A 20,946-nucleotide genomic window follows, 5' to 3' on the forward strand; every position below is an offset into this window, starting at 1 on the left:
CCAATAATGAAGTCATACGCGTTCGTTATAGAGCGATTAACCACGGGAACTGATGATGAGACACCACTATGCGAGAATTTTTATAGGGCTGCTTTTTCTGACCTTATTGTCGGCATGCAATGACGCTACAATTTCAGACCAGCAGTCTAAGCCATTAACTGTTTCGGACGGTTGGCCGAAGAAAATAACGTCAAGCTATGGTGACATCACACTGACATCGCCACCCAAGCGAATCGTTTCCACCAGTGTTTCCATCACAGGAACACTTTTGGCTATTGATGCTCCAGTAATTGCTTCGGGTGGGACGCTTGCCAACAGTCCTGTCGCAGATAAAGACGGGTATTTTTATCAATGGCGCTCCGTTGCCAATGAAAGAAACGTTAAACCACTGTATCAAGGCCTAGCTAATGCAGAAGCCGTCGCCAAAGAACGACCAGATTTGATTATTGTGTCCGCAACGGGTGGTGACTCAGCAATAAAAATGTATGACCAGTTCTCAGCTATCGCTCCGACGCTGGTTATTAATTATGACGATAAGAGCTGGCAAGAGCTTGCCCGACTATTGGCATCCTTTACTGATCGGGAAACGCAAGCGGAAAACGCAATTCAACGCTTCAATCATAGGGTCGCAGAAATCAAAGAACGCATTAAACTGCCACCTCAACCAACGACTGCTATGGTGTATTATGGCGATGGTCGTGGCGCTAATTTTTGGACAGTAAACTCCGCCCAAGGACAAGTTTTGCAAACCTTAGGGTTTGAGTTAAGTGAGATCCCAGAACCACTCACAGACAATCATCAAATGGGACAACGAAAAGATATTGTTCCAGTCAATGGTGAGAATTTTGCCGATGCGATAACAGGTCAATCCATACTTTTGTTCGCCGCAGAAGCACCTGTGATTCAGCAATTACGAGAAAATAAGTTCATCGCCCATTTGAAAGCGGTTCGAGATCACCATGTTTACGCAATGGGTAATGATTCATTTAGACTTGATTATTACAGCTCCATGAATTTACTTGAGAACATTGAAACACTTTTCAGTGCTCAATAGAAAACAAACCGCCCATATAGGGCGGTTTATTCTAACTTGTCGCTGTGGCTTCTTTTGCTGAACCGGTTGGCTCTGGTGGCGGAGCCAAAGCAGGATCAAATAGCTTTGCTCGGCGCAGCGGGCGGAACAGAATAACCATTAACATCCCTACCCCTGTCGCCCCCAATCCAAATGAAAATATCGACATTGCTGGCGCCATAACCTTACCTAAAGCACCTAATCCAATAGCACCCATTGAGTCTCCAGTTACGTCTTGCGCTGTCCATAAACTGCTTACACGGCCTAATAAATGATCCGGGGTATGTCCTTGGACAATAGAATATTGAATAAGCGAAGCCACAGAACCTAAGTATCCGTATATCACCAATATACTAAGGAATAACCAATAGTTTCCTGCCAATCCCATGGCCACAATGGCTAAAAATGTTCCCATAGTTGCATAGATCATAACCATTCCCGGCCGTTGAGATTGCTTTACCCAACCTGACGTCAATGCACCGACCATTGCGCCTAATGGGATCGCTGAGTACATCAATCCGGCATTCGCTGCATTTCCGGTAAATGTTTCAAGAGCCAACGCGGGAAACATAACTCTAACCGCTGTTGCGAGTGTTTCTAAGGTACCAAAAACAACCACACACCCCACAACCTTGTTCGAAAAGAGAAACTTTACGCCTTCATACAATGACAACAACGGATTTTCTGGTGCGTCATGACTCGGTTTCATGGAAGGAAGTCTGAACAACGGGAATAAGGTGCACAAGGTACCAATTGAAGCAGCAAGGTAGTTCCAGCTGACATCACCAAACGAGATGAGCAACCCACCAATCGCTGGTGACAAAACCATTCCCATGCGGACGGTAAGCATGCTCAGTGCCGCCGCTGAGGGCAAATTCTCTCGCCCAACAATAACGGGCAACGAAGCCATCAAGGCCGTCATTCCCATCGCACCAAAAAAGCCATCCCACACAGAAAGTACATAAAGTGCAACCAAGGAAGATTCCGCCAATAGGCTGTTTAAGGCTAACGCCCCAAATCCAATGCCACACGTTGTTCTGGCGAATAGAATGAGTTTGCGTCGGTCGTATTTATCTGCCAAAACGCCCCCGATGAGCAGCCCGACAAACATGCCGATGCCATCTAATGCCATGATCATTCCGACTTGAAGGGTCGAGCCGGTCATTTGATGTATCTGTATTGGTACAGCGACGGTCATCATGCCAAGAGCAAGAATCGACATCATCCTTGCAATAAATACCATTCTAAAATTCGGGTTTTCTTTAAGTAAGCTGAAATCCAGCATAATTTTGGGCATTTTCATTATTTCTTACGTCAAATATTGTGAGTCGTGAAATCAACACGTTGAAAGAGGATGCTTATTGCTTGAACATTCTACGCATCAAGTTACAATAATGGCAATGATAATTATTTACAATTGTATTTATGAGTGTTCATAAGTTGCCTTCAATCTCTTCTCTCTTACCAAGTAAAACGGCACTCCCCCAAACGCCAGACTCCCGTAAAAAACGTACTTATCGCCACTCTTTAACGTTATTTTCTTTATGTGCTCTACTGCTGTTCACATGCATCTTAAGCTTGATGATCGGTGCCAAAAGTATATCGCCAAGTATTGTGTTTGAAAGCTTACGAGGCACAGTAACATCAACAGCAAGCCAAATAATCCTCGAAGCAAGAGTCCCACGAACCCTCGTTGGGTTGCAGGTCGGAGCGGCGTTAGCTGTGGCAGGTGCCTTAATACAATCTTTGACACGCAATCCCCTTGCAGATCCCGGCATCCTCGGTGTAAATGCTGGTAGCAGCTTTTTCGTGCTTATTGGTGTCGCAATTTTCGGTAACCATTTGATGAGTGAACACCTTTGGTTCGCTTTTCTCGGTGCTCTCACTACGAGTTTGTTTGTCTATTTCATAGGAACATATAAAGAAGCCCGAGTGAATCCATTAAAAATTACACTTGCAGGTGTGGCTCTAGGTGCACTTCTTGCGGGGGTGTCGTCATCAGTGACGCTTTTAAACCCTCAAGCCTTTGACGAAATGCGTTTCTGGGACGCTGGCTCGTTAGATATCAGAAACCTCTCTTTGACCTTTACGGCCATCGCTCCCATTACATTTGCATTGATCGTCGCGTTATTGATTGCCCCAGGGCTGGACAATTTAGCCCTTGGTGAAGATGTTGCGCAAGGACTGGGTACGAATGTCAAACAGACGCAAGCTTTAGCCCTGCTGGTGATCGCTATTTTATGTGGCAGTGCCACAGCGCTTGCTGGCCCAATTGGCTTTGTTGGCTTGATGATCCCACACGTAGCTCGAAAGCTGGCTTCTTCAAGCCAACGCTGGTTAACGCTTTATGCAATGGTTCTTGGTCCTCTCCTTTTGATTAGCGCCGATATCATTGGCCGTGTTATCGCTGTCAATGAAGTCCGAGTCTCTATTGTGACAGCATTTGTCGGGGCCCCAGTCCTAATCTACCTCGCTCGTAAACTGAACTCCTTTGGTAAACTCTAATGCAACCATCAGGCACTTACCTACTTGGCCGCAAAAGCGGCCGTTTCAATTTTCTAATATCCAAACGAACTGTCGCTTGGTGCATTTTGCTTACAATAGCCACAACAATCATTGCCACCTTCGCTTTATCTCAAGGAGAGCTAAGAACAAGCCCGACCGATCTTGTTGAGGTCGCATTCGGCACAGCTGAACAATTCACTTCAATTGTGATTCTTGAATGGCGACTACCGAGGTTATTTGCATCGCTTGTTTTTGGCGCAGCGCTCGGAGTCAGTGGTGCACTTTTTCAATCACTCATCCGTAATCCATTAGGAAGCCCTGACATTATTGGCTTTAACACTGGCGCGTACACAGGTGCACTAGTCGTCATCATTGTATTTGGGGGAAGCTATTTTGAGGTTGCATTTGGTGCAATCACAGGCGGCTTAATTGCAGCAACGGCTGTATACCTGCTGGCATACAAACAAGGAATCCAAGGATTTAGATTAATCATCATTGGTATTGGCATCAGCGCCATGTTAAGCGCTTTTAATAGCTGGCTGATGCTCACAAGCAAGTTGGAGACAGCGATGACAGCCGCCATATGGGGTGCTGGTACACTGAATGGGCTGGGATGGAATAAAATTTTGCCATCATTTGTTTTTATTGCTGTCGCTTTTGTCATATCTGCAACACTTGTCAGAAAGTTAAACCTTTTAGAAATGGGTGATGACAATGCCGCAATGCTTGGCGTAAGTGGTGAACGCACTCGGCGGTTAGCGATGCTATCTGGCGTTATTTTGACAGCAGCAGTCACCGCCGCTACGGGCCCGATTTCATTCATCGCTTTAGTCGCTCCACAACTTGCTAGAAAGCTAACCAAAGATGGCTCGGTGGGACTGATGGCCTCAGCATTGATGGGAGCGATGTTACTCACTCTGTCCGATTTCACTGCCGTTAATTTATTTGCACCAAACCAATTACCCGTCGGCGTAATAACCATAAGTATTGGAGGTATCTACTTGCTGTATTTGCTTATTCGCCAATCAGAGAGATCATAATTTGACTAACGCAACACAACATAAAATAAACTCGCGCTATCGATTGCAGGCGGAACAAGTCACACTCGCCTACCAAGATAACGTCATATCTCAATCTTTGTCAGTTGGCATCCCAGACAATAAATTCACTGTCATCTTAGGACCAAACGGCTGCGGTAAATCAACATTACTACGCGGATTAAGCAATCTGCTCATGCCCAAATCTGGATCTGTTTTGTTAGATGGCAAAAATCTCTGCCACTTTCCTCGTCAAGAACTGGCAAAGCAGCTGGGACTACTGCCCCAATCTGCAATTGCGCCATCTGGCTTAACTGTTCACGATCTCATATGTCGAGGGCGCTTCCCTCATCAATCATTTTTGAAACGCTGGACACAAGCTGACGAACAGGCCGTACAACAAGCGATAGAGGCAACTCAGGTTGAGCCATTACTAGGGCAAAACGTTGAAGCATTGTCCGGAGGACAGCGGCAACGTGTTTGGGTTGCCATGGTTCTGGCGCAAAAAACACCTTATTTACTGTTAGATGAACCGACAACTTATTTAGACATTGCACATCAAATTGAACTATTGGATCTATTTAGAAAACTGAATCGGCAAAACAGTTCAACCATCGTTGCGGTGCTGCACGATCTCAATCATGCATGTCGTTATGCTGATCACTTAATCGTGATGAATTCAGGACAAGTCGTTGCAGAAGGAACACCCAATACGGTGATCACAGAAACACTGATCCAACACGTATATGGGTTACGTTGTTTAATAATGCCCGACCCTCTAACCAAGACGCCAATGATCATTCCTCGAGATTCTAGAGTCGATTAGCGTTTCTGACGATATCATGCGTTTCACATAAAGAATTTACACCAATAAAAAACCGGCGATTTCGCCGGTTTTATTTTTGTTACTTCAAACTTGGGAGTCCACTAAGCAACGTATTTAGCTGCTCCCCAACATCACCAACGTTTTCAGGCGCGATAATATCTTCGTGCGAACACTCAAAATAATGCTTGTGCAAGCTGGTAATAAATGGCTTCCAATGCGCATCAATGTCATACCCCTCCGGTAAGGTACGTTCAGCCACAAACAAATTCACCTCACCATCATAAAGTGATGATTTTGCGCTAGATAATAGCCGAACAGCATCTTCATAGTTCGATGTAATATCTTTAAACATCGCCATACGTTGCTTGTCCAATTCATCATCTGTAATGTCATTTGCTGCTAAGAACAAATCCTTTTCTCTTTCGATCTCGTCTTGCGCCTCTTCATTCATTGGCCCTTCCCAATCTTGGCCTTCAGGTGGGTAGGTATCTAGCAAGCCTAAGAATGCAACGTCTTCACCTTGACGTCGCAGTTTAGATGCCAATGCTTGAGCTACTGTTCCACCAAAGGAATAGCCTAGTAAATGGTATGGCCCTTCAGGCTGTAATTGCTTCAATGCTTTCATATGAATATCACAAGCATCTTCCATGTCTCGCCCCGCAGAGATGGCACCATTTGGACGTGGTGATTGCAGACCAAACACTGGATAGTGACCATCCAGATATTTAGGTAAACCTGTATATTGCCACGCGAAGCCAGAGGCGGAATTGATGCAGAAGAGCGCAGGACCAGATCCCGCTCTTATTGGCAGGACTTCACCAAAGCCAGCAAGAGTTGGATCGTTTAGCGCTTCATCGTCTAATAATAATGCCGTCAGTTTCTCTGGTGTTGGATTCACCATGATTTGACCAATGGTCACAGGAACATTAAGAATTCGACGAATATCTGCTGCCAGCTTCATTGCCATTAATGAGTGACCACCTAAGGCAAAGAAATCATCTTCTGCAGACAGAGTATCCAGCCCTAACACGTCAGCAAATATGCTCACAAGTTGAGTTTCCATCCCTGGTCGTGCCGTTCGCCCAGAACCAGTAACAACGTCACTCGGGAGAGGCAACGCTTTGCGATCAAGTTTGCCGTTGGCACTTAATGGGTATTCTTCCATCAAGATAATGGCAACAGGAACCATGTGAGCTGGCAAATGCTCTGCCAGTTTGCTGCGCAGAGTTTCGCTCTCCGTTTCGACACCATCATTGAGGATCGCATAACCCACAAGCTGGCGATCATCCGCACCCGCCATGGCCTTTTCATTACTCAAGGATTTTGCACAGACAAGGGCCTGCTTAACACCTGCAAGCGATTGAAGCGCCGTTTCGATTTCTCCCAGTTCAATCCGTTGACCACGAATTTTTAATTGATCATCACTTCGACCAAGGTATTCGATTTTTCCAGAGGGTAGCCAACGAACAACATCTCCTGTACGGTACATACGCTCCCCACTCGAGAACGGATTCGCAATAAACCTGTCTGCCGTTAATCCACTGCGGTTCAAATAGCCGATAGCCAATTGATCACCAGCTAGATACAACTCACCGGGGACACCCACTGGCGTTTCTCTCAGGAAGCTATCTAGCACATACACCTGCGTATTCCATACGGGTAGACCGATCGGCACACTCGTCCCTAAGCTTTCAGCTAAAATAGAACCAAAAGCCGGACAATACGTCACATCAACCGCCGCCTCAGTTGGACCATATAAGTTGTGTAATGGCGCCTCTATCCAGCGTGCATATTGATTAGACAGTTCTTTCGATAATGCCTCACCAGAACAGAAAACACGCTGTAAGCTTCGAGCGACACGCTCACCTTGTTCATGACTGTTTTCTATCGATGCCATAAACGCAGCAAGCATAGACGGTACAAAGTGCATGGTTGTCACTTTGTAGTCATTGATGATCTGCATTAACCACTCCGGATCTTTATGCGATTCCGGTGGTGCCATGACCAAGCTCGCACCTTCAATCAGCGGCCAGAAGAACTCCCAGACGGAAACATCAAAACTGCATGGCGTTTTTTGCAAGACCACATCTTGCGCATTGAGTGTATATTCATGCTGCATCCATTTCAGGCGGTTTACGATAGCCTGATGCGAAACTAACACGCCTTTCGGATTCCCTGTCGAGCCAGATGTATAGATAATGTAGGCCCCATGATAAGGCGTAAGTCCATCCTTCTCTTCAGTCAGCGTGGAAGCCACTGGTTTAGGAAGTTCATCCAAAATCAGCAACTCTCCGAATGCAGAAAAGCGCGCTCGGTGCTCAGATGTCGTGATGATCAGCTTAGGCTTCGCATCATTGACCATGTACGCCAACCTTTCGTCTGGATAACCCACGTCAAGCGGTAAGTAAGCGGCCCCACATTCAATAATACTATTGAACGCAAGACTTAACTTCGTACTTCGTGACAACGCAACGGCAACAATATCGCCAACACTCACTTTGTGCTGCCAAAGTAACTCTGCTATCGCTTTCACCTGCCCTCTCATTTCGCGATAAGTGAAACTTCGGTCTTCATCAATCAAAGCAAGCTTCTCGGGCGTTTTCTCAGCTTGTTGCGCCATCAACGAACGCAAGGTTTGCTCTGGTAACGCAACTTTGGTCTGGTTAATACGTTGCTGTAACTCAATTTCATCAGCAAGACGTAAATCTAACTGGGTCAAACTTGCCTCTGGTGACGCGATAATCGCATCTAACACTTGTTCAAAGCGCTGCATTACTTGCTCAGCGACACCCGCTGTATCGCGGTATTCAAACAGAATATGGATCTGCTCACCCGGTAACACTAAGAGCGTTAATGGGTAATGAGTGTAGCCACGGTTATGAATATCGCACAGCTGCGCCCCTGCATAGTCTTTGTTAAACCAATCAGAATGGTCTGGATAGTTCTCAACCACCAGCAGCGTATCAAATAGCGTTTCGCCGCCAGCCAATTGCTGAATTTCACCCAAACCAAGTTCATCATGCTCTAGTAATTGAATCTGAATTTCTTGATGCGCTATTAGCTGCTCAAGCAAACTTAGCTCTGGTTTGAGTTTCATCCTTACCGGAATGGTATTACTGAACAAACCAATATGTTCATCAATCCCTTCCACATGACCAAAACGACCTGATATCGGCGTACCAAACACTACATCTTCTCTGCCCATCATGCTGCCAAGAATGCTCGACCAAACACCTTGCATTAATGAGTTCATGGTAAGGCCATAGTGGCGAAGTAGCTGATTGATCGCTCGAGTTTTGTCTTCTGGGATAAACAGTTCGAGCTCGTTGAGCCTATCTGTGACGGGAATATCTTCAAATGCAATGGCTGGGTTCACACCCTGTAACACATCCACCCATCGTTGCTGAGCAGCTTTTTTATCTCTTCCCGTAAGCTGCTCAACAACACTGGCATAACTTGCACTAATCGGCGTTAAAACATCAGCACTACTTGCATATGCCGTTAGGAAATCTCTCAACAAAATCGGCGTCGACCAACCATCAACCACCAAGTGATGAGCTGAGATGTACAAAGTACTTTGGTTATCACCATGATAAATCACACTCGCATTTAATAGTGATTGTTCAGGGTTGCTGAGATCAAACTGACGCGTCAGCTCACTTTTCTCATAACAAGTCAGATACGCTTGCTGCTCGCTTTCTTCCATCGAAGTAATGCTATGACTCTCGATTGGCCACTCACCAAGCTCCTTAGGAATAAGCTGAACGGTTTTACCCAGTATATCACTATCAAACTTAGCCATTAATTGAGGATGACGGCTTATCACCACATCAAGAGCACGCTTAACATGTCCAATATTGATTTCACCGTTAAAGGTTAAGCGCGTTGTTGAATTGTAATTACTGTTCTCATCACCCAGTTGTGACTGGAATAACAATCCTTCTTGTAAAGGCAAGGCCGGAAGCACATCTGCAAGCTCACCATATCGCTTTTCAAGACTTGAAGCTTGTGGCAATGAAATACCGACAACCGTCAATTCAGCTGGCACTTTTAGCTCTTCAGCCAACATTGTTCTCGAAGAAAGCCAATCAACTATGGAATTCAGATTCTCTTCAATTTTATCACTAATAACATCGATTTCATTTTGGCTAAACTGGAATTCGTTCCATGACCAATTCAATGCAAATACGGGCGCGGCTGCATTTTCATCGACAAAAATATTCAGTTCGAGATCGTGCTGCAGTGCTTGTTCACTGTCTAACAGAACAGCAAAGGTATCAGCAAATTTTCTAGCTCGACTTTGTGGCGACCATTTCTCTGACGATTGCTCAAATCGGCCCAAATAGTTAAAGAGTACCGACGACTTATAACGACTTGCTAGTTCTTTTAACTCGTTACGATGAGGATTATCAAGATGGAGCAAGGCCATATACCCCAACCCTTTATCCTTGATACTCCGTTTGGCTTGCTTTACCTCACGCAGCAAGTCAACCGTTGTCCCTGATTCCGGCAACTCCACAACCAAAGGATACTCTGTGGTAAACCAACCTATGGTTTGGCTTAGGTTGATGGACGAGTCAAACTCTTCTCGCCCATGAGATTCAAGATTGAATTTAATCGCCTCGTTGCCAAACACATTAGCAATGGCTGCACTTACGGATGAAAGTAAGATTTCTTCAATATCAATCGACTCTGACAGTTGACCGAACTCAAGCACACGCTCTGTGGTAGCGGCTGCCAGTTTATTTCGGCAATGCTTAACCCGGCAATCCTCTTGCGCAGGTTTGAACGGTATGACAGGACGACTTTCTCGTACTCGCCAATCCGCCATTTGCTGAGCAGCAACATCCAAATAATTGTGCAGCGCATGAGACCAGGTATTGATACCCGTGACTTCATTTGGAATGACGATGTCATGACCGGAAACTTCCGCGCGAGTTAGTGATTTAAGCTGAGGCAATAACACACGCCAAGAGACACCATCAATCAACAAGTGATGGGCTAAGATCATCAGGCCACATTGCCCTTTACTATCACTTAACATCACTAACCGTAATAACTGACCATTAGCCAAGCTCATTGTCTTACCATACTGATCAAATATGGCATCAATATCGGCATGTTTTAGCTCGCCTACTGTTAGATGCTCCACCCACGATGCGACATCAAGTTGATCTATCGATTCGATATAATATTGCGATTCTTTCTTTATTAAGCGACACACCGAATTCATCGATACCAGTTTCACCAGCGCTCGTTGTAGCGCACTCAACGTAACATCAGCTTCGATTTCGACAAAGACACTTTGAACATAGTTGGTGTCCTCCGAGAAGGTATCTTCAAACCATCGCCACATTGGCAACGGCTTTATTTGCCCTTCTTGCGCCACATGCTCTTGCTGGTTAAGTAGCTTCATCACTTTTGCCATATCACCGACTCTACGGGCGGCAAAGATTTCTTTGGGGCGGAGTTCGAAGCCAACTTTACGCAAAATGGTGCCAAGCCCCATTGCGGAGATACTATCCCCACCGAGGTTAAAGAAATCATCTGAAATACCAACATCAGCAACACCAAGCAATTCTGCAATGGCACTACATAGAGCAACTTCTCCTGCTGTAACCGGAGCGATCACTTCTTCGCGATTGGTAAGATCAATGTTTGGTAATGACTTTCTGTCGATTTTCCCGTTGACGTTTAGCGTGAACGCGTCAAGGATCATCAAACCTGCCGGAACCATATATTCTGGTAATGCCTGACTCATTTCATCGAGTAACTGCTGCTCAGAGGTATGCCCCTTCGCATGACTGACTAACGTGCAATACGCAATTAAACGGTGTGAATCTCCAAAACGTTCTGCAATCACCACTGATGAATCCACATCTGAGATATTGTTGATTGCGCTTTCTACGTCACCAAGTTCGATACGGAAACCACGAATTTTGACCTGATCATCCGTTCGACCAATAAAGTCTAACTGCCCATTCTCGCGCCATTTTACTAAGTCACCCGTACGGTACATGATCTGACCGTGCTCAAATGGATTGGCAACAAATCGATCTGCTGTCATTCCCGGTTGATTCAAATAGCCTTTCGCCAGCCCTGCACCTGCAAGGTATAACTCACCGGCCACGCCGACAGGCACTTCTTGCAATGCATTGTTCAAAACATAGGCTTTAGCGTTGAGTATCGGACGGCCAATTACAGGAGTGGTATCGGCATTTAGAGGAGCACTCACGGCATCTACGGTAAACTCTGTTGGGCCATAGAAGTTTTCTACCAACAGCTGAGGGTAATTCCCCACACGCTCCCACAGTTTTTCTGGTACCGCTTCACTACCGATAAGAACCAGAGTCGGCGTATAAACCTGCTCCATAAGCCCGCTATCAAGCATCTGATTAAACAGTGATGGGGGTAAATCCATTGCATCGATGTGGTCGTTTGCTACACATTCAACTAATTCATAGGCATCTTTGCGCTGTTCATCATCATAAATATAAAGCGTGTGACCGCATAACATCCAAATAACTTGTTCCCAAGAAGCATCAAACGAGAATGAAGTCGTATGTGAGGCCCTGACCGTAATCTTTTCCGGCTCAGTCGAACGATTTGTCGCTAGGCTTGATATCGCTTTCGCAAAGATAGAGTTTTGATGAGAATGAAGTAAATTAAGTAACGCACCATGCGTGTTCATAACCCCTTTCGGCTTACCTGTTGAGCCTGAGGTAAATACGATATAGGCGACATCATGCTTGGAAATATCAATCTGTTCCGGGGTTGAAATCTGTTGAGTGGTTAGTTCAGCAAGTGTTGTGCAGTTTGCTAATCTCCCCCATGACAGGTTTTCTTTATCTTCAACAATAACTGTTTGAGGTTGAGCCTGTTCAAGGATCGTCTCTATACGCTCTTGGGGATAATCAAGATCTATTGGCAAGTAAGCCCCACCGCAGCGCATGATAGCCAGCATAGTAACCACGGTTTCAGGACTTCGAGGCAATGCCACGCCTACGACATGCTTTGGCTTTATACCCAAAGTATGCAACTGAGCAGCGCGCTGCTCAATGGCTTCACGCAGTGACTGAAAACTCCATTTTTGTTGCTTATAAACGAGCGCAGTTTCATCTGGTTGTTGTGCAGCATTGCGTTCAAAAACATCAAGAACAGATTTATCTTGATGCGGATCTCGCCAGCGATTGCCAACAGACCAATCAGCGATATTTTGCTGCTCACTTTGAGGAATAAGTGCAATCTCAGCAAGTGTAATGGATGGGTTTTGCGCGATTTGCTCCACCATGTTGGCAAATCGATCAGCATGAATCGCTAATGATTGCGTATTGTACTTTTGCGCATTGGCAGTGAGCTCAATTTCGAGCTTGCTGTTACTTAGTGCAGGAGAAAACTCAATATCATCGATCGGCCCTGCAGATAAGATATGCGTTTTCGATTTATTGCTACCAACATGCAGTTCATCTTCAAATGGCTTGAAGTTGAGCATTGGGCCGTACAAGGATTGCCCTACTTTGCCTAAATCACGCGAGATTTGCTCTGCATCATACATTTGGTAACGACGAGCTTGTCTGATGGCTTTATTCATCACCCGAGCGACATCAGTAATACTCATAGTTTTATCAACAGAAAATGCCAAAGGTAGTACATTCACAACCGCACCAGAGGCACTCATTGCCGAACTGCCCATTCGGCGCATAAACGGGAAGCCGACACAGACGTCGTCATTGCCACTGTGTAAATGTAAATACGCAAACACAAGAGCCATTGCGAGCTCTGAAGGCAGTACATTATTGCCTTGCGCATGTAGCCAATCGCCACCACGAAGACTAATGTGCTGCTTAACAACACCAAAACGTGCCTTATCGGTTCCACCTGTGGTTAAAGAAGGCGGAGCGGGCAACGACCTTCCGGCCTCCTTCCAAAAATATCGTGCTTTGTCGTATTGCTCTGATTCGATAAATTGACCATGTTCCGCGACTACCTTGGCCATTGGTGTAAAACCTTCAGGCTCGGACGTTCCGAGTGTCATGTGATTGTAGTGACGGGTGATATTTTGGCTAATTGCGTTAAAACTGAATCCATCAACATCAATATGGTGATAACGCTGGTACCAAAGCCACTTTGGTGCTTGCTTGGAGCCAATTTGAATTAGACAGTGACGGTAGCGTCTTACATTGCCTTGAATATCAATGGCTGTTTGCAGATCTTTTTCCATCCATTCCAATGCAGCATTTTTTGGCTGCTCTAAATGGGAAAAATCGAAAACCTCCAGAACATCTTCTAAAGCCGTTCCGGCTAGCAATTGCTGTTTGATTACGCCTTCGACTTCTACATAACGACAATGTAATGAATCTGCAGTGTTAAGCCCTTTGGCCACTGCCTGCCTAAAAACCGACGTATCAACTTGACCTTCAATTTCTACATAATGTGCGACGTTGAATTCTTCAGGGTTTGGCATCACTTGCTGAGCGAACCAAATTCCTTGTTGTGTGCCCAATAGAGGCCATAAATTATCTTGCACTTGTTGAGTGCGCATTGGTTTATTCCTTAGAAATTTAATTATTATCGTCGTGGCTATTTGTTTGTTTTTTACACACGAATGTCGTGCCAATTCGCTTCGATATAATCAATGCAGTCTTGCTTTAGTGACGGACCAAATGTGCTTTTCCAGCCAGGAGGGATCCCTTTGAACTCAGGCCATAAACTATATTGATTGTTGTGATTAATCAGCACAAAGAACTGGTTTTCAGGTTCGTCAAAAGGATTAATGTATTTCTCAGACATGGTTAACTCCAATCATAGAAAAATCAGGATTCAAAATTAAAAACATATGACAACCCATCAATGATGCCTCCGCGCCAACACAGGCGTTCATGTCCACCATCAAAGGTGCGAAACGATAACCGATGGTTTTGTTGCTTAAGTTGCTGGTATAGGTCTTGGCTCAAGTCCACCATGATGTCTTCCCCTAACCCAACTTCCATAAAAACACTTAGCTTTACGTTAGAACCAAGGCCAGAATGAACCAATTGACTCATTTGAGTTAAAGGTTCGCTTGTTTGAAGAGGAGAATATTCACTAGGTGGCTTCACTAACGAAAAATCAGGCCACCAGAATGAACCCGACTGACAAACAACCGCACCAAAACGGTCCGGATGGTTCAATCCGGCATACATCGCACTCAAACCACCAAGGCTTTGCCCAACAACAGCCGTACGATTAGCCTCATTAGTAATTGGGAAATAATGACCAACCAACGGCAGCAGTTCTTGAGTGATAGCCTGCCAAAACAAAGGGTTGCAACTGAATTCTTCACTACGCAGCGCTCCATTGACTTCATCAATGAAGACATACAAGGCAGGTGGAAGCTGACCGCTGCTCGTCGCATCGGTCAGCGCACTGAACAGAGGCATGGATTGAGACCAAAATTGACCATCTAAGACTAAAACCAATGGCAGTTCAGCCATTTGGTCAGCGCTGGCTGTCGAATACAACCAAACATAGCGCTCATTACCTAAACACTGGCTAGTCCAAGCCAGCTGCATGCCCGCTCCTGCCTGAACATTGCCATTTTTTGTATCGAACCTTGACCAAGCACTTTGCGATACTGCCTTTGGCATAGATAGCGGCGTTTTCGAACGTCCCCATTCGCAGGCTGACAAATTGTTTTTACTTAAATCATCGCGAACACTAAGAGGAAAAATGGTTCTCAACCACTCCCGATGCTTGGTGCGTTTCTCTTGGTATGTTCCGTGGTACGCTGGTTGGACGCGTTCATGTGTCACTGGAATAAACGTGTAGCTCCCACGCCACGTACTGTTTACCCTTGCCTTATAAAACCAAACATCCGTTCCTTTGACATGAGTAAGCCTTGCCATATCAAAGCTGTGATGATCAGTAATACCATTGATATCAATGTATATTTCCTTAACACTGTCATCCGTGTTTCGCCAAAGAAATAGCAGCTCAACGCTTGTATTATCTTGGGAAAGGATAAAAGGTGTTCCTTTTGTCTGCACCTCGTTCCACCAACATGGGGCTCCTACTTCTTCATTATCTTCAAGCAAACCACTTAAAACACTATTGACATTCTTATTTTCTATTATTCGAAAAGCCTTTATATCCATCACAAATCCAACTTGTACGTCGATACTTCATGCATATCTTCTAGTAATGAGATAGCACAAACTTATATCATCATTGTTGTAAATAATAATAATTATCATTAGTATTATTGCCGCAACACTTTTTTACATAAATGTTGTTACAACATCAAATGTTTTCTTCTTTTTTTATTAAGGAATACTCAGGTCATGAAGCCCATGGATTTAAACAGTGGCATCACCATCACTAATACTGGCAAGACTAAACTTGCCATGCTCATTGGTGTAATTTGCCTTGGAGCCAGCACCACTCTTTCAGCAGAGCAAGTGGACAACAGCAATACTAAGAAAGGCCAAGAAACCCTAACAACCCTAGAAACCATTGTGGTACTTGGTGAAAAACTCGGTGGTACACTTGCTGAGAACACAAGCTCAGTCACCGTTTTTACTGATGAAGCAGACAATGGCGAAGATCAAACATACTACGATCTACTCGATCGCGTCCCGAATGTACTGAATGCCCCTTCTGGTATTCCACATATTCGAGGTGTCGATGGTCGTGGGCCTGGTGAAGGCTTCCTTTCCTTCATGACAGGAGCGACACCAAGGGTGAATACAACCGTTGATGGCGTGTCAGAGTCATGGACTGGTGAAGCCTTTGGTAAAGCCGGATTGTGGGATACAGAACAAGTAGAGATTTATAAAGGCCCTCAATCAACCAACCAAGGCCGAAATAGTATTGGCGGCGCGGTGGTCATCAAAACCAAAGATCCAACGTTCCACTTTGAAAGTAAAGTTCGTGGTGGCTACGAAAACGAAGATGACAAATATCACTTAGCTGGTGTTGTTTCTGCCCCAATCGTGTCTGAAAAGCTCGCATTTCGATTAGCCGCCGAGGGCACAAAGGGTAATACACCAATTGATTACTCGCTGCCCGATAATGACCAATATCCATGGGACCCTTCTGAAGTTGAATCCTATAATGTGAGAGGTAAGCTGTTATTCAAACCGATGTCTAACGATAAGCTTACGCTAAAACTAACATTGGCTAGCCGTAATGAAGAAGGTCAATATACAAATCTGGTTTCTGAAAAAGGTAAGTTTGAATACATTGATGAAAACGGTACTCGACGTCAAACAACCGAAAGCTGGAATGCAAATTTTGACATAAATTACTTAATCAATGATGAATTAACCCTTGATGTATTGCTTGCGCGCCGAGACTATAATACGAAATTCAAAGCTTATCCTCGTACGGACTGGTGGGGTGATGTTGATGAAAAAAACTACACCGCAGAAGCGAAGCTATCTTATAACTCGTTAGATGACAAATACAATGCCATTGTCGGGGTAAGCAGTTTTTACAAAGATCAGGATACGCAAACAGACTCGATGAAGCGTAAAGATAAAGTTCTGACCAACTCAATTTACTTCGATTCAAAAGTCCAGCTCAATAACCGTTGGGGCTTGCTACTTGGCGCTCGTTACGAAAAAGATGAGCTGAAGCGTGATTTTGACCACGCAAGGTTCCCACTCGATTTCAATGCTGATGAAAGTAACGGTATTTTGCTACCAAAAGTCGGTGTAACTTTAAATGTATCAGACAATTCAATGCTTGGACTTACTGCTCGTAAAGGATACAACGCTGGCGGACTTGGATACAACGAGTACCAACAACAGGTCTTTGTGTTTGAGCAGGAAGAAGTCTGGACTTATGAGCTAAGTTCCCGTTCAACTTTCCTTGAAAATAGACTTGGTTTGACTGCAAATGTCTTCTACAACGACTATGAAAACTATCAAACGGTCGTGTATGGTGACAGTGGAAATCGTTTCGACAATTACATAGCAAACATCCCTAAAGGAAAAACATACGGTACTGAAGTTGAAACCAATTACTGGTTTGACTCAGGTCTGGACGTATTCGCATTTGTAGGCTTGTTAAAAACAGAAATCACCGAAGGACCAAGCGGTACTGTTGAAAACTTAAATGGGAATGAGTTCAGTTATGCACCTGAAGTGTCGGCTGGTCTTGGCTTCACCCAACAGCTAGATTCGGGCATTTTCTTTGGTGCTCGTGTTAATCACGTAACGGATTACTTTACAGATCTCGCCAACACCCGAAGTACGTCAGCAGGCGACTACACCATATTGAATCTCAATGCAGGTTATGCCATGAATGATCTCACCATTCGGGCCTACATTAAGAATGCAACAGATGAAGATTACGTTCTTCGCCATAAGAATGATCTTATCGAAATGGGCGGACCTCGTACATTCGGTCTTGTGGCTGATTACCAATTCTAACAACACAAAGTGCTCCGATGTTATTGTTATATAGTAACTTAAGGATGTATTGTCTATTAAGGCAGATAAATCTGCTTTTTTCGTAACGTTTATTAAGTACATCGTGACTTGTGTGTACGGCATGTATAGAGAATAGTATTACTCCCTACCAAAGACAAAATAAAGAATCGCAATTAGTCAACTCAATGGATTCCAAAGGAATCCATTTTTTTCTTCACAAAGCTAAAATGATTAACTACGGTATATCAGTGAATACCTGATGCTCATCAGCCAAGGGCAACTGTTGTACTTGTTGGGCTTCAGCTTTCTGTATGGTTTACTGCATTCGGTTGCCCCTGGACACGGTAAAACGGCAGTGACGTCAATGAGCTTGATTCATGGCTACCGTCGCCGACAAGCACTTGTGTTAATGGCGATTATTGCCGCCCTACAAGCCGCGAGCGCGTGCATTCTTTTCGTGATTACTGCCAAGATTGCAGAGCAGTTTGCTTTCAGCCTTTCCGATAATGTTCGTCTGCTGACGCAAGGTTGTGCGGTGTTTATTGTTTTATTGGCGCTGAAAGAGTTTGCGTCGGTGGCCAAGCGCCGCATCAAGCAAACACGATCTCAAGAAGATGATGATTCCGCAGGTTCTAATGACAATATTTCATGGAAAGCACTGCTACTCATCGGCTTCCGCCCTTGTACTGGTGCGGTGTTGGTTCTGTTTCTCTCTAACATGCTAGGCAGCTTAATGTGGGGCATGGTCGCGACATTCGTGATGGCTTTAGGAACGGCAATGACCAACTCGATATTGGTGTTCAACGCTTTAACGATTCAACGCCAAATGAAAAATCACAGCGCCAAACCCAATGCCAACTTGAGCAATACGCTTAACCTCGTGTTAGCAGTCACCATGGTGGCATCGGGCTTTATTCTCTATAACTTTGCCAGCGTGGCAGGATTGCAGAACTTCGTCAGATAAGTACCGCCAGCAATAAACGCAAAAGCCCCAACACTTGGTTGGGGCTGAATTTACATTGATTTGTATTTCAATACTACGTGTTACTTAGGCTCGCGCAACAGGTACAGCATCAGCTTCAATGGCGTTTTCGCGATAATGCTGTGAGGCAAATGCGCGTCCATCAACAACCAAGCGCCAGCTTTTAGTTCCTTCGCCTCTTCTTCTAACGTGAACGTACATTCTCCTTCGAGTATTTGTGCAATCGCTGACACTGCTGCAGTATGTTCGCTCATTTCTTCACCTTCGGCGAAACCGAAGATAACGCCTCGCAAACGCTCACTTTTGTACATAGGACAACTCGTAATGCCCGCTTTGGGGATATCCACTTCGCTGGCGAGATCTTCATACAAGGTGTATTCAAACATGATTTAGTTTTCCTTCTTTCTTGCGACAAGCGTTATCGCAGATAGGTTCTTTTCGTGTTTGCGGAAAATCTTACGCATGCCTAACACACGCTTTCTCGCTTGCGGTTTAGTCAGTACGTTTTTCACGATTTTTAAGAACCCACTCAAGCCTTCATCGGCGATAACACGTTTTGGTTCGAGTAAATGCATTGGAGCAACGGCTTCAAATTCAACGACCAAGCCATTCTCTTCCATCAGAGCTTTCCACTCAGCGGGTGTGATGGGTTTGGCGGGGTGTTGAATGGTCTCGGAAACTTCTCTTTGAATCGCGCGCTTTTTATCTTCATCGATTGTATCTGGCGTAATGCACAACTCATGGATACCGTAACGCCCATGAGTCGCGAGGATTCGAGCAGCCTCGGCAATAATTTCGTTTTTACGCGCATCAGATTGCATCGTCAGCATGGCTTCGCCGTAAACCACAGAAGCGCATTCCGGCTCTAACCCTGTCTCTTGTGCATTCCCGACATGACAACGTTGGTTTGAACCCTGTAAGTAAGAGCGAACAATCTCGGCTGCCTGCTGATTTTGTTCGATAGCGGTGTAGCTTGCTGGGGATTTTTCCAAGCACAAACGTGCGGTGTAACCCATACCGGGCGCGAATTCGACAACGCGGTCATCACGGGTAATTGCCAACCCTTGCAACATTTTTTGTGTCAGCTCTTTGCCACCAGGACGCAGCACTTTCTTACCCAGTTGAGCGAGTACCCAGTGTCCCGGTGTTTTTGTCACTTCTCGCCCTTCATTAGGCATGGCTAATCGTTTAGACATAATGACTCCTAAGCAAAGATGGCGACGGGAACAAAAAGAACGACCAGACCGCACAAGGCAACCCATCGAAATACGTGGCTAATACCGTCCATAACTGTTCTCCTTTCTCAGGTTGGATAAGTTGGCACATTAATCAATAATGATTATTATTTGTATCTTATCCTCCAAGTCCGAATTTGCTGCTTGATAATTATCAAGCTAAGGAAAACAGCGTGCCCGGCTCTATTGTTTCGCTCCTTAACGAAGAAGAAAAAACACAACTCTTCTCAAAACGCTCGCCTTTGCATTGCGATGCAGGGCATCAACTGTTTGAACGTGGCGAACCTGCGGAAAAAATGTATTTGGTAGAGAGAGGAAAAGTTTCATTGTTTCGTTTGATGCCAAACGGCGACGAAAAGCTGTTTCGAGTATTCATGGCGGGAGAAATGATTGCGGAAATGGCGATGTTTATGTCCCCAAGGACCTATCCGATGAGTGCCCGCGTCGTTCAGGACACCGAGCTGTCTGTTTTCCACTACCAAGATGTGTTAGCGGTGTTTACTCAATCTCCACAAACTTCATTAAAAGTAATGAACTACATGACAAATCGCATCCACCAGCTGATGGATACCGTGAACATTTTGACGCAAGTAAACGCGAATCAAAGACTGGTGATGAAGCTGGCTGACTTCTATCGCGCTCAATCGAGAAGCGAAGGGAAAATTACGTTACCCGTGACGAAAAAGCTGCTTGCAACACAGCTAGGTATGACGCCAGAGACGCTTTCTAGAACGTTCAAAAAACTGAAAAACGATGGTTTTATTACTGAGTGCGAAAGTCATATCACGCTGCTAGACATTCCCGCCATGTGCGAAGCCGTTGAACTGACACCAGAAATATTCCGACGCTCGAAGCGCTGATGTCAACAAAACTGAA

At 45.0% G+C, this 20,946-nt stretch carries 13 protein-coding genes; 7 read left to right on the forward strand and 6 right to left on the reverse strand.

Annotated features, from left to right (window positions below; translation table 11 throughout):
• Nucleotides 1-52 precede the first annotated feature (52 nt).
• Nucleotides 53-1,054 carry a Fe2+-enterobactin ABC transporter substrate-binding protein gene (gene fepB / locus R7Z10_RS11130; protein ID WP_318104884.1) on the forward strand — a complete coding sequence of 334 codons (1,002 nt, stop codon included), beginning with the start codon at nucleotides 53-55 and terminating at the stop codon, nucleotides 1,052-1,054.
• 31 nt (nucleotides 1,055-1,085) lie between these two features.
• Here fepB and entS read toward each other — a convergent pair whose 3' ends face one another.
• A complete protein-coding gene (gene entS, locus R7Z10_RS11135) occupies nucleotides 1,086-2,369 on the reverse strand; it encodes an enterobactin transporter EntS (protein WP_318104885.1) in 1,284 nt (427 codons plus the stop codon).
• Nucleotides 2,370-2,497: 128 nt separating this feature from the next.
• Between entS and R7Z10_RS11140 the strand changes: the two genes are divergently transcribed.
• Genes R7Z10_RS11140 through R7Z10_RS11150 form a run of 3 tightly spaced genes read left to right on the forward strand, consistent with a single transcriptional unit; the run spans nucleotide 2,498 to nucleotide 5,440 of the window.
• Nucleotides 2,498-3,577, forward strand: coding sequence for an iron chelate uptake ABC transporter family permease subunit (locus tag R7Z10_RS11140; protein WP_318104886.1), 1,080 nt, complete (start codon nucleotides 2,498-2,500; stop codon nucleotides 3,575-3,577).
• Complete coding sequence (gene fepG, locus R7Z10_RS11145) at nucleotides 3,577-4,617, forward strand: iron-enterobactin ABC transporter permease (protein WP_170897315.1); 1,041 nt, start codon at nucleotides 3,577-3,579, stop codon at nucleotides 4,615-4,617. The genes R7Z10_RS11140 and fepG overlap by 1 nt, the downstream gene beginning before the upstream one ends.
• Before the next feature lies 1 nt (nucleotide 4,618).
• Nucleotides 4,619-5,440, forward strand: a complete 822-nt coding sequence (locus R7Z10_RS11150) for an ABC transporter ATP-binding protein (protein ID WP_017821440.1) — start codon at nucleotides 4,619-4,621, stop codon at nucleotides 5,438-5,440.
• A gap of 79 nt (nucleotides 5,441-5,519) precedes the next feature.
• Here R7Z10_RS11150 and R7Z10_RS11155 read toward each other — a convergent pair whose 3' ends face one another.
• The 3 genes from R7Z10_RS11155 to fes are packed head-to-tail and all read right to left on the reverse strand — an operon-like array spanning nucleotide 5,520 to nucleotide 15,573.
• A complete protein-coding gene (locus R7Z10_RS11155; RefSeq protein WP_318104889.1) occupies nucleotides 5,520-13,982 on the reverse strand; it encodes a non-ribosomal peptide synthetase in 8,463 nt (2,820 codons plus the stop codon).
• Nucleotides 13,983-14,035: 53 nt separating this feature from the next.
• A complete protein-coding gene (locus tag R7Z10_RS11160) occupies nucleotides 14,036-14,230 on the reverse strand; it encodes an MbtH family protein (protein WP_017634326.1) in 195 nt (64 codons plus the stop codon).
• A gap of 23 nt (nucleotides 14,231-14,253) precedes the next feature.
• Entirely contained in the window at nucleotides 14,254-15,573 is a 1,320-nt protein-coding gene (fes, locus tag R7Z10_RS11165) for an enterochelin esterase (protein WP_318104891.1), read from the reverse strand.
• 186 nt (nucleotides 15,574-15,759) lie between these two features.
• On the opposite strand from fes, the gene R7Z10_RS11170 reads away from it, so the two are divergent.
• Together R7Z10_RS11170 and R7Z10_RS11175 are read left to right on the forward strand one after the other, a co-directional pair.
• Nucleotides 15,760-17,853 carry a TonB-dependent receptor gene (locus R7Z10_RS11170; protein ID WP_017634328.1) on the forward strand — a complete coding sequence of 698 codons (2,094 nt, stop codon included), beginning with the start codon at nucleotides 15,760-15,762 and terminating at the stop codon, nucleotides 17,851-17,853.
• A gap of 259 nt (nucleotides 17,854-18,112) precedes the next feature.
• Nucleotides 18,113-18,817, forward strand: a complete 705-nt coding sequence (locus R7Z10_RS11175) for a nickel/cobalt transporter (protein WP_170897313.1) — start codon at nucleotides 18,113-18,115, stop codon at nucleotides 18,815-18,817.
• Nucleotides 18,818-18,897: 80 nt separating this feature from the next.
• Here R7Z10_RS11175 and R7Z10_RS11180 read toward each other — a convergent pair whose 3' ends face one another.
• Nucleotides 18,898-19,221 (reverse strand): cupin domain-containing protein, encoded by a 324-nt coding sequence (locus R7Z10_RS11180; RefSeq protein WP_017634330.1) that lies wholly within the window; start codon nucleotides 19,219-19,221, stop codon nucleotides 18,898-18,900.
• 3 nt (nucleotides 19,222-19,224) lie between these two features.
• Complete coding sequence (locus R7Z10_RS11185) at nucleotides 19,225-20,031, reverse strand: class I SAM-dependent methyltransferase (protein ID WP_170897312.1); 807 nt, start codon at nucleotides 20,029-20,031, stop codon at nucleotides 19,225-19,227.
• Nucleotides 20,032-20,243: 212 nt separating this feature from the next.
• Between R7Z10_RS11185 and R7Z10_RS11190 the strand changes: the two genes are divergently transcribed.
• The gene (locus tag R7Z10_RS11190) at nucleotides 20,244-20,930 is read left to right on the forward strand and encodes a Crp/Fnr family transcriptional regulator (RefSeq protein ID WP_017821434.1); all 687 of its coding nucleotides are present in this window, start codon (nucleotides 20,244-20,246) and stop codon (nucleotides 20,928-20,930) included.
• Nucleotides 20,931-20,946: the final 16 nt, after the last annotated feature.

The sequence above is a fragment of the Vibrio sp. Vb1018 genome (assembly GCF_033338775.1).
Taxonomy (GTDB): Bacteria; Pseudomonadota; Gammaproteobacteria; order Enterobacterales; family Vibrionaceae; genus Vibrio; species Vibrio alginolyticus.